The following is a 9,146-nucleotide window of genomic DNA, read 5'->3' on the forward strand; positions in this document are numbered from 1 at the left end:
CGGGATGATCAGCTACCAGCTCGCCGAGAGCCTTTCCCGCCCGAGCGGTCCCGAAGTGGTGCTCGTGCTGCCCCGGCGGGCTTCGGGCTGGCTGGAGGAGGCCACGATGGGCGTCGGCCGTGCACGTGTGCTGGAGCACCTCCGGGCGGCCGATCGTTACGGCCGTCTCGCCCTCTACTATCCGGTGGTGTCGGGCGAACACGATGTGAAGGTTCATGCCAAGGTGATGATCATGGATGACACGTTCATGAGGATCGGATCGTCGAACCTGGCGAACCGCTCCATGGGTGTGGACACCGAAAGCGACCTCGCTGTTGAAGCTTTGGGACGGGCCGACATCGCGGCGGCCGTGGCCGGGTTGCGCGACAGGCTCCTGGCGGAACATCTCGGCTGCCGGTCCGAGGAGGTGACGGCGGAAATCAGCCGGACGGGAAGTCTGATCGGTGCGATCGAAAAGCTTCGCGGCGGCGAGAGGACGCTGGTTCCTCTCCATCCCCAGGTCAGCGCATTGGCCCGTTGGGCTCCCGACACCCGGGTGTTCGATCCTTACAGCCCCCTCGAACCAGGCCGGTTATTGCTCGGCGCGCTCAGCCCCCAGGCGCAGCGAAACTGGCAGGATCGGAGGACGGCATGATCTCCGGGACGCCCTCGGCGATATCAGGCCATAAAGCCTTACCTCCCGGATCTGATGGCCACCGAGAGGGTACGGTCACGAGCGCCGCCGATCTGCCCGAGACGGATCCGTCAGATCAGGAGGATAGGAGAACTTCAGTCCGGCGCGACGTCTTCTCCTATCCCGTGGCGATGGCCCTTGCCGCCTTGCTGATTTCCGTTTCGCCGGTCCTCGCGGCACCGCCCCTGTGGGTACTTGCCATGCTGATGCCGCAGCCTGCGTCGCCCTGCAAAAGCTTACGGCGGCGCGAGCGGGTCGCGGCCCGGCGACCAGCCCCAGTCGCCCGGACTGACCTTTGAGCCTTGAAGATCCGGGGCTGCCGGTAGCTTTCGGTGATGTAGCGCTTTCCGCTTGATCAGGACAGGAGGAGTTGGCCCGGTCCGGACCGGAGCGATGCGCGCCCCGGTCCGGACCATTACCCTCGGCGTCGCCGCACCGCGCCAATCCCACCTATCGGACTTACGCGGTTGCCCGGGGCGGGTTTTGGTGGAAGTACCAACTCCGAGCCGCCGACAACGCCGCCACCACCAGGCCGACGACCACGTGGCTCCATGTCGCTGAAGCGTCGCCGGCGAACCCAAGGATCCAGGGCGGCGCCACCGCCCACAGGCCAACCACCAGGTTCATCTACTCTTCCCACTCCGCGAAGGCGAAGGTCGCCGCCGCCAGGCCGATCATAACGATGCCGGTGATCCAGGCGTTCCAGGCCGCTTGCGGCTGCTCCGCGAAGCCGAACAGCCACGGCCCGAGGAACAGAACGGCGCCGAGCACCAGGTTCACGATGTCGATGAATCCCTTGTCCTTCCTTTCCTTCCACGTCGCGTACGTCATGATTCCCTCCATGAAAGCACTCCGGCCCAGCACGGGGCCGGATCACGCCCCGGCCGCCGATAGGGAGGGGGTTCGGGATGGAACGGGCGGGTTGGGGACTTCACCAACCAGCTCACGCAGGTCGGCTTCCTCCAGCGTCTCCTTCTCAAGCAGGCGCGCAGCCGTCCGTTCCAGATCGTCCCGGCGCCGCGTCAGGACGTCGACCGCGCGCCCGAACGCCGCGTCCACAATGCCGCGCACCGCATGGTCGATATCACGCGCGGTCTCGTCGCTGTAGCGGCGCTCCACCAGACCACCGCCGGGAACGGGTCCAAGCAGCGGCGAGGAGCGGTCCGTCTCGTAGGCGACGTGCCCCAGCGCATCCGACATGCCGTAGCGCACCACCATGCCACGGGCGATGTCCGTCACTTTGGCCAAGTCATCGGTGGCTCCCGTGGACAGGTGGCCGAACACGATGTGCTCCGCCGCCCGGCCGCCGAGCAGCACCGCCATCTTGTTCTCCAACTCTTCGCGGGTCATCAGGAAGCGATCCTCGGTCGGCCGCTGGATCGTGTAGCCGAGCGCGCCGATGCCGCGCGGGATGATCGACACCTTATGGACAGGATCGGTGCCCGCCAGCGACATGGCGACCAGGGCGTGTCCCATCTCGTGGTAGGCCACCACCCGGCGCTCGAACGGGTTGAGCAGGCGGTTGCGCCGCTCCAGACCGGCGACGATGCGCTCCACGGCAGCGGTGAAGTCGGCCATGGTCACCGTTTCGCCGCCCCGGCGCGTGGCGATGATCGCCGCCTCGTTGACCAGGTTGGCGAGGTCGGCGCCGCTGAAGCCGGGGGTCAGAGCCGCAAGCTGCTCCACATCCACCTCGGTGGCAACCTTGGCCTTCCTCAGGTGCACGCGCAGGATCTGGATGCGCCCCGCCTTATCCGGACGGTCGACCAGCACCTGCCGGTCGAAGCGCCCGGCGCGCAGCAGCGCGGGGTCGAGGATCTCCGGGCGGTTCGTCGCCGCCAGCAGCACCAGGCCGCTGCGGGGATCGAAGCCATCCATTTCGACCAGCAACTGGTTCAGCGTGGTTTCCTTCTCGTCATGGCCGCCGCCGGGATAGGCCCCGCGGGCGCGGCCCAGCGCATCCAGCTCGTCGATGAAGATGATCGCCGGCGCCTTGACCCGCGCCTGCTCGAACAGGTCCCGCACGCGCGCGGCGCCGACGCCGACGAACATCTCGACGAACTCGGAGCCGCTGATCGAGAAGAAAGGCACACCCGCCTCACCGGCTACGGCGCGGGCCAGCAGCGTCTTGCCGGTACCGGGAGGCCCGACCAGCAGGACACCCTTGGGCGTTCGCGCACCGAGACGGCCGTAAGTCGCCGGGTCCTTGAGGAAACTGACGATTTCGCGCAGCTCCTCCTTGGCCTCATCGACGCCGGCCACGTCGTCGAAGGTGACCCTGGTATCCGTCTCGACGTAGATCCTGGCCTTGCTCTTACCGATCTGCATGAAGCCGCCGCCCAGTCCCGAACCGGCGAACCGGCGCATCAGCAGTATCCACACGCCAACAAACACAAGTGCCGGCAGCACCCAGGACAGCACCTGCCCGACGAACGTTTCCTCGGTGGCGCCCGTCACGGTCACGCCTTTGGCTGCCAGTTCGCTGGCCAGATCGGACTCTACCTTGCGGGTGATGAACTGGGACCGGCCATCGGGCAGCGGCTCCTTCAGCCGGCCCTGGATGTGGTTCTCAGTGATCACCACTTCGGCGACCTTGTCATCCCGGGCCAACTGCTGAAACTCGCTGTAGGGGATGGTCGCAACGGTGCGCGCCGCCTGCCAGACGTACTGGAAGGCCAGCACGCCCAGGAAGGCGACGATCACGAACCAGATGTTGAACTGGGTTTTGTTATCCATGGCGTCTCCGAAGTGCTGTCACGCAGGTCGTTACGCAGATCATGACACCTTCCGATTGCCGGCCCCTTCAGGCGACCCTGACCGCCTCCCGCTCAAGGCAGACATTGACGTTCGCCGGGATCGGCAACGGCACTGGGCTGTCGAGCGCACGCAGCGCTGCCCGGATTTCCTCCAGCCGCGAAGGCTCATCCTCGAACGGCGCCTCGTACTGGGTTGCCTCGATGCGGAGCGCGTCCCATTCCCAAGACTTCAGGATCTTGCGCTTCTCGGCCGACGTCAGGTCCGAATCGGCAACCACGTCGAATGGATCGCGGAACATCCGGGCCGGATCAAGGATGGCCCGCTCCACTTCCGCGGCCGACCAGCGCGAAACATCGCTCCCGGCCGTGTCCAGACCGATCAACGTCAAATCGTCCAGCGCCGCTGCCGGCAGGGCCGCGGGTTTAACAGCCGCATGCCGTTCACCCGGCGGATCGCTCACCTCGTACGCGATGCCGTGACGCTGTGCGAACTCGATCGCGGTCTGCCGGGACGGAAATCTCAGCTCAACATGCCGCAGAGGATCGTCGCCACCGCACCAGCCCATGAGCGGCTCGATGAACTGCGCGGAGCATGGCTGGAAGCTCATGACCCACTCGCGCGCCCTGGCTTTGCCGGACGAGATTGCGCTGCGCCCGGGCTTGTGAATGATGGCCATCGCACCGGCCGGCAAGACGGTCGACTGAACTGCCCAACTGGATTTATCGGCAGAGTCATTGGCAGGCTGCGGCTGAGCCCCTAGGCCTGCCGGAGAGGGGGCGATCTCCCAGGCCACGCTGCTGAACACATCAAGCTTGGTATCGACCTGCTGCGTTTCCGTTTCCATCCACATGACATCCTCCCTGACGCGGACGATGCCGGCGCGCCGCCCGCCGGACTGGCCGGGCAGCGCGCTCACCAAGGCTCACTCACCGTTTTTCACCACCGCCGTTGATGGAGATGTGCTTGACCTTGCTCTCCGCCTCCGGCGACTTGGGCAGTACGACCGTGAGAACGCCGTTCCTGAACGAGGCGCTTACCTTGTCCTCGTCCACGTCGGGCCCCACGCCGATGGAGCGCTGGAAGCGGCCATGATAGCGCTCGGTGTAGCGGGCACCCTCGCCGCCATGCTCCACCTTCTTCTCGCCCTTGAGGGTCAGCACGCCGTCCTGGAAGGTGAGATCGATGTCCTTCTCCTCCAGGCTCGGCAGTTCGGCCGTGACCCGGTACTCCTGGTCGTTTTCAACGACATCGGTCTGGGGCCAGCCCGGGCCGCCGAAGCCGACCGACGGCAGGCGGCTGCCGGCACCCCCGAAGAAGTCGTCGAACAGACGGTTCATTTCACGGTGCAGGGAAAGGATCGGATCCATGACTTCACCACCCCGCACGGTGGGGCTGCTGCGATCGCGGCCCCACGGAATGAGATCGCGGACACTCATGTCGTCCTCCTTAGCCTGTCGTTACATGTCCTCTCTTCACATTTCCTCTTGTCGCGGCTCCATCGAAGTCCGATCAGGTCACCTCCCGCCTTCGATGGTTTTCTGCTGTTGCTCTGAGCCGCCGCTGATCTGGATAGTGCGGGGCTTCATCGCCTCGGGCACCTCACGGGCAAGCTCCAGGGACAGGAGACCGTGCTCCATGGAGGCGCTCTTCACTTCCATGTAGTCGTCCAGATTGAAGCGGCGCTCGAAGGCGCGCATCGCCAAGCCGTGATGCAGATACTGGACGTCGTCCTGGCTCTGCTTCCGGCCGGAGACCACCAGCAGGTTGGGCTGCGCGGTGATCGTGACGTCCTCCGGCGCGAAGCCGGCGACCGCCATGGTGATGCGGTAGGAGTTCTCGCCCGTCTTCTCGATGTCGTAGGGCGGATAGTTGTCCGCCGGCTCACGACGCATGACATCGTCGAGCAGGCCGGGGAGCCGATCGAAGCCGACGGTCGATCGGAACAGCGGAGAGAAGTCGATCATGCCCATAGCCACATCCTCCTCTTGAGCAACATGGATACGAGATAGGCGCGCCAGATGTGGCGCGGTAACCTGCCAAGTCCCTCACAGGGCCCCTGGCGATGGTGGATTTGGTATCGCGCCATCGTGCGTCAAGAGGGACCAAAGGCGCCGTGCAGCGGAATTTTTTTGGGATTGTCCGCTGCATCCTCCAGGATCGCTGTCGCCGCCTCACCCCGGCCCCCGCAGGCCGCACCGCATGACTCGTGGCCGGTGTGGTTCGCTGGATCTTCACCGTAGAGGGCTTTCGCCGCCACCCTCCTACTGGTCTTCGGGCGCACACCTCCATCTCATTGGAGCAGCGGCTCTCCTCAGGTCATGGCGCCACTTCGGCATTCACTTCGTGGACGGTTTCCAGTTATTCCATGTGAGCGGCGCGAGAGGATTCGAACGGTCCCGGATCACTGGAACAGCTTCAGCGCCGTGTCGGCAAGCGCGATAAGGCCAGCCGATACGGCCGCAGTCCCGACCACGGCTACGGTATACCCGACCATCACGACAACGCCATCGCGTGCGAGCAGGCCGAGTGCGATGATGCAAATGGCCAGGGCCATGGGCGCGTTGGCGAACGGGATCGGCAGCGCCAGGATGCCGGCCAGCAGCAGGCACACGACTCCGGCAAGGCGCTCTCCCACGGTCTGCGTTAGCCAAGGCCACCGAGGCCGGAGAACCCGCTCGATGCGGACCACCCAGGGCAAGCTGCTCCTCATTATCCGGCGCAGCGCCTCGCCGGGTACGGTTTGCGCGGCGAGCCAGCCTGGCAGCCACGGTCTGCGCGAGCCGAGCACGAGCTGCCCGGAAACGATCAGCAGCGGCAGCCCGAACAGGGTGGACAGGCCGGGAATTCCGTGCGGGATCGCGTTCGGCAGCGCGAACACCAGCAGCATAAGGCCGAAGGCGCGATCAGCGGTGGCCTCAGCGACCTCTCCCAGGGCGATCCGATCTCCCGGCATTCGCCTCTCCAACTCTCGAAAGAGATCGGACACTCTCCTCACATCGTCCGAAGTCGGATAGCCATCAACTCTCTCATGCATGACCAACTCTCCCGTGCATGATCGACGGCCCGGCGATCATCAGCCGAGCGGTAGCGCACCGCTGCCCGACAGCACCGGATGCCTGCCCCTTCCGACCCGTTATCCGGTCCACGTTATCGCCGTCCTCAGCCAGGCCGGAGGGTGTTGTCGAAGGAAGGTGTATTCCGGGCCGTCGGCAAGTTCTCGAAGACAGCCGCAAGGCCCGTCATCGGCGCCTTGCGGCTGTTCGACATGGGGGTGGCACGCCGGACGTCAAGCCTCCGGTCCCTTGTGACGAGCCCGGCTTCACCCACATCATGGATAGCCCCGGCGCCCATGGCGGGCCGGGGGAAGCGAGCCGGGCCTCCGGCTCAGAAGGTTGTGATCGTGTTGCTTCAAAAGGAGGGCAGATCATGGCTTTTGGTAACCTGATCCCTTGGGCTCCCAATCCCGGCATGGCAACTGGGGGACACAGCGCCCCTTTCCTCGCGCTTCGGCGTGACCTGGAGCGTCTCTTCGACGATACCCTGCGCGGCCTCAACGCGCCGAGCCCCGCCGTCGCGAGCGATTGGTCGAGTATCGACGTTGGTGAGACCGAAGCCGAATACAAGGTGACCTCGATTTTAGCCATCCTAAGCTGGGAGTTTGTGGTTGATCTGTGGTGGTGATTTAGGTCAGGGAGCATAGGCGGCGGTTTGAATGAGTCTGAGGAAGAGTACACGGGGAATTTGGACGGTTTCGTTGGAATTTGAGCCTGTGGCGAAATTCAGGTCGCTCCACAAGGATATGCGTACGGCGGCCAGGGCATCGGCGAAGGTGGGAGCGTTTTTGGGGTACCATGCGGTGGCGCGCGACGTCAGGTCAAGTTGGTGGGCATGGGCCTGGACATACAAGGCGACCAGGGAATACAGACCGAGCACGGCCGGGGTTGTCCGGAACACCGCCTTGTCGGCGTGCTGGCGCTGGGTTTCGACACCGAGGTGGGCGCGGGCTTCCTCATAGGTGACCTCCATCGCCCAGCGCCGGGAGAACCAGCCGAGGATGACGAGCGGATCGGCCGTGAGGTCGGTGCAGACCAGGGCATCGGGGTCGCGCTTGGATCCGGGGTAGCGGACCAGGACCCAGCGGACCGCGACCACCGGCTGGCCCGGATGATGCCATAGCGCGGTGCCGGAGATGAATTCGGCCACGCGCAGGGACTGGCGGCCGGTGCGGATCAGCAGGGCGAAGCGTTGCCAGGGCTCGGCCGGGTCGCGCAGCCGCTGGGTCAGTTTGGGTTGGGCCGGCCCTTTGACCGCCCGCCGCCCGCGCCGGCCGGGCGGGCGGGCGGGGCGCCGGCGGGTCGAACAGGCGGACGTCCAGACGCAGGCGCGACACCACGGTCATCGCCGGACCGAGGGCGCGCAGCAGCGCCAGCGAGGCGAACTCGCCGTCCATCACCGCGACCAGGGCGCGTCCCGGCAGCCAGCGCCGGACGATCCGCAGCAGGCTGAGCGCCCAGGCGGTGACTGGTCGGTAGCGCCGGTTCAGGGACTGGCAGAACACTTTGCCAGGGATCAGGGCGCTTATCATCGGCAGCGCCCAGATCCGGTGGACGAACGGCACGTCGCCGAGCAGCATGACCGAGGCCCAGCGCAGGCCGCGGCTCGTGATCTTGCGGCCGCGCGACGAGCGTACCGGATCGTAGTAATGTGCCGCCGGTCTGATCTTGGGACCCCGCCGACGTTCCAGGGTGTGGTCGAGCCCGACCAGCACGGGACCGCAGGGCGCGAAGACGCGCACCAGCGCCAGGCTGAGCAGACGGGCCAGTGCCAGTCCAGACCATGTGTTGCGGCTGAGCACCCGGTGAAACGAGCTGAAGTCAGTCCGCTCGGACAAACCCAGCACGCGCAGGATATTGGTGACGGTGCGCGGACCGATCGCCAGCAGCGCACCCACTGCCAGAGCCGCCGCTTGCGGTCGGCAGCGCGATGAGAAGACCGATAGCGCCGGTTCGAGCCAGCGGCAGAACGCGGCGGGCAGCAGCGGGGCGCGACAGGCCATGATCCCCTCCAGGCGGTTGAAGCGTTTACTCCAACAGTTCCGACCCGTGGAGATCGTCATGGCGAAGACCGACCCCCTGCTTGACCGCATCCAGGCCCATCCCTGGCCCAGGGGCGGAATCCACGCCCGCCGAGCCGGGCGCGGCTACTCGCTCTTCAGCAACCGAACCGGCGCACCGGTCGCGCGCCTGTGCCCAACCGGCGACAGCGACGAGGTCGAAATCTTCTGGTGGCGCCGCGAGGCATGGGGACCAGCCGGTCCCTTCGGTGCCGTCATGCACCTTGATGACGCCCTCGACTTCATCTGCGAGGAAGGCTTCTTCTGGATCAGAGCCTGAATCCTGTCCCAGCTTAGGATGGCTAAAGTCGAGAAGACCTTACATAACTGGCCAATCACCTGGATGGGTTGATCGTTCTGGCGGATGCTGCATGGCGGGGACCGCCGAGGAAATATGCCGAGACTGCGTGCTCGTTTAGGCGGCTTAGCCAAGCCTACCAAGACGCTGCCTTAGTTCAAAGGGAAGGCCTTTCGAAGTAGTGCCCTTTCCATAAAATACCTTCGGCGGCTGATCCATGGGAGCGTCGAGACCAAGGGGGGGGGGGGTGTAAAAAGCCCCGTGGGTAGATTGTGCGGGGTTTGGGCCCGTAAATGAAACCCCCA

The 9,146-nt window shown here is 65.6% G+C and carries 12 protein-coding genes; 3 read left to right on the top strand and 9 right to left on the bottom strand.

The window, feature by feature from the left end; genetic code table 11:
• Positions 1-634, top strand: a 634-nt coding sequence (locus AC5JJ6_RS28080; protein WP_496045223.1) for a phospholipase D-like domain-containing protein, incomplete at its 5' end; no start/stop codon positions are given.
• Positions 635-1,132: 498 nt separating this feature from the next.
• Here the strand turns inward: AC5JJ6_RS28080 and AC5JJ6_RS28085 are convergent.
• The 7 genes from AC5JJ6_RS28085 to AC5JJ6_RS28115 form a co-directional block, all read right to left on the bottom strand.
• Positions 1,133-1,300, bottom strand: coding sequence for an SPW repeat protein (locus AC5JJ6_RS28085; protein ID WP_496045224.1), 168 nt, complete (start codon positions 1,298-1,300; stop codon positions 1,133-1,135).
• Positions 1,301-1,504 (bottom strand): SPW repeat protein, encoded by a 204-nt coding sequence (locus AC5JJ6_RS28090; protein ID WP_496045225.1) that lies wholly within the window; start codon positions 1,502-1,504, stop codon positions 1,301-1,303.
• Between the two features lie 42 nt (positions 1,505-1,546).
• Positions 1,547-3,409, bottom strand: a complete 1,863-nt coding sequence (gene ftsH, locus AC5JJ6_RS28095; RefSeq protein ID WP_496045226.1) for an ATP-dependent zinc metalloprotease FtsH — start codon at positions 3,407-3,409, stop codon at positions 1,547-1,549.
• A gap of 67 nt (positions 3,410-3,476) precedes the next feature.
• On the bottom strand, positions 3,477-4,346 hold the full coding sequence (locus tag AC5JJ6_RS28100) for an NADH dehydrogenase ubiquinone Fe-S protein 4 (RefSeq protein ID WP_496045227.1): 870 nt from the start codon (positions 4,344-4,346) through the stop codon (positions 3,477-3,479).
• Positions 4,347-4,356: 10 nt separating this feature from the next.
• Complete coding sequence (locus AC5JJ6_RS28105; RefSeq protein ID WP_496045228.1) at positions 4,357-4,866, bottom strand: Hsp20/alpha crystallin family protein; 510 nt, start codon at positions 4,864-4,866, stop codon at positions 4,357-4,359.
• 78 nt (positions 4,867-4,944) lie between these two features.
• Positions 4,945-5,400 carry an Hsp20 family protein gene (locus tag AC5JJ6_RS28110; RefSeq protein ID WP_496045229.1) on the bottom strand — a complete coding sequence of 152 codons (456 nt, stop codon included), beginning with the start codon at positions 5,398-5,400 and terminating at the stop codon, positions 4,945-4,947.
• A gap of 431 nt (positions 5,401-5,831) precedes the next feature.
• On the bottom strand, positions 5,832-6,464 hold the full coding sequence (locus AC5JJ6_RS28115; protein ID WP_496045230.1) for an exopolysaccharide biosynthesis protein: 633 nt from the start codon (positions 6,462-6,464) through the stop codon (positions 5,832-5,834).
• 392 nt (positions 6,465-6,856) lie between these two features.
• Between AC5JJ6_RS28115 and AC5JJ6_RS28120 the strand changes: the two genes are divergently transcribed.
• Positions 6,857-7,111 carry a hypothetical protein gene (locus AC5JJ6_RS28120; protein WP_496045231.1) on the top strand — a complete coding sequence of 85 codons (255 nt, stop codon included), beginning with the start codon at positions 6,857-6,859 and terminating at the stop codon, positions 7,109-7,111.
• Between the two features lie 6 nt (positions 7,112-7,117).
• On the opposite strand, the gene AC5JJ6_RS28125 is transcribed toward AC5JJ6_RS28120, so the two are convergent.
• Positions 7,118-7,456, bottom strand: coding sequence for a hypothetical protein (locus AC5JJ6_RS28125; RefSeq protein ID WP_496045232.1), 339 nt, complete (start codon positions 7,454-7,456; stop codon positions 7,118-7,120).
• Complete coding sequence (locus AC5JJ6_RS28130) at positions 7,440-8,486, bottom strand: transposase (protein ID WP_496045233.1); 1,047 nt, start codon at positions 8,484-8,486, stop codon at positions 7,440-7,442. Before AC5JJ6_RS28130 ends, AC5JJ6_RS28125 begins: the two co-directional genes overlap by 17 nt.
• A 58-nt stretch (positions 8,487-8,544) precedes the next feature.
• On the opposite strand from AC5JJ6_RS28130, the gene AC5JJ6_RS28135 reads away from it, so the two are divergent.
• Positions 8,545-8,823: a hypothetical protein gene (locus tag AC5JJ6_RS28135; protein WP_496045234.1), complete on the top strand. Its 279-nt coding sequence runs from the start codon at positions 8,545-8,547 to the stop codon at positions 8,821-8,823.
• The last annotated feature ends 323 nt before the right edge of the window (positions 8,824-9,146 follow it).

It is taken from the genome of Skermanella sp. (assembly GCF_059503625.1).

Coding starts and splice junctions, on each gene's coding strand:
- AC5JJ6_RS28085 (WP_496045224.1), bottom strand. CDS start 1,300: ATGAACCTGGTGGTTGGCCTGTGGGCGGTGGCGCCGCCCTGGATCCTT.
- AC5JJ6_RS28090 (WP_496045225.1), bottom strand. CDS start 1,504: ATGACGTACGCGACGTGGAAGGAAAGGAAGGACAAGGGATTCATCGAC.
- ftsH (WP_496045226.1), bottom strand. CDS start 3,409: ATGGATAACAAAACCCAGTTCAACATCTGGTTCGTGATCGTCGCCTTC.
- AC5JJ6_RS28105 (WP_496045228.1), bottom strand. CDS start 4,866: ATGAGTGTCCGCGATCTCATTCCGTGGGGCCGCGATCGCAGCAGCCCC.
- AC5JJ6_RS28110 (WP_496045229.1), bottom strand. CDS start 5,400: ATGGGCATGATCGACTTCTCTCCGCTGTTCCGATCGACCGTCGGCTTC.
- AC5JJ6_RS28115 (WP_496045230.1), bottom strand. CDS start 6,464: ATGCATGAGAGAGTTGATGGCTATCCGACTTCGGACGATGTGAGGAGA.
- AC5JJ6_RS28120 (WP_496045231.1), top strand. CDS start 6,857: ATGGCTTTTGGTAACCTGATCCCTTGGGCTCCCAATCCCGGCATGGCA.
- AC5JJ6_RS28125 (WP_496045232.1), bottom strand. CDS start 7,456: ATGGAGGTCACCTATGAGGAAGCCCGCGCCCACCTCGGTGTCGAAACC.
- AC5JJ6_RS28130 (WP_496045233.1), bottom strand. CDS start 8,486: ATGGCCTGTCGCGCCCCGCTGCTGCCCGCCGCGTTCTGCCGCTGGCTC.
- AC5JJ6_RS28135 (WP_496045234.1), top strand. CDS start 8,545: ATGGCGAAGACCGACCCCCTGCTTGACCGCATCCAGGCCCATCCCTGG.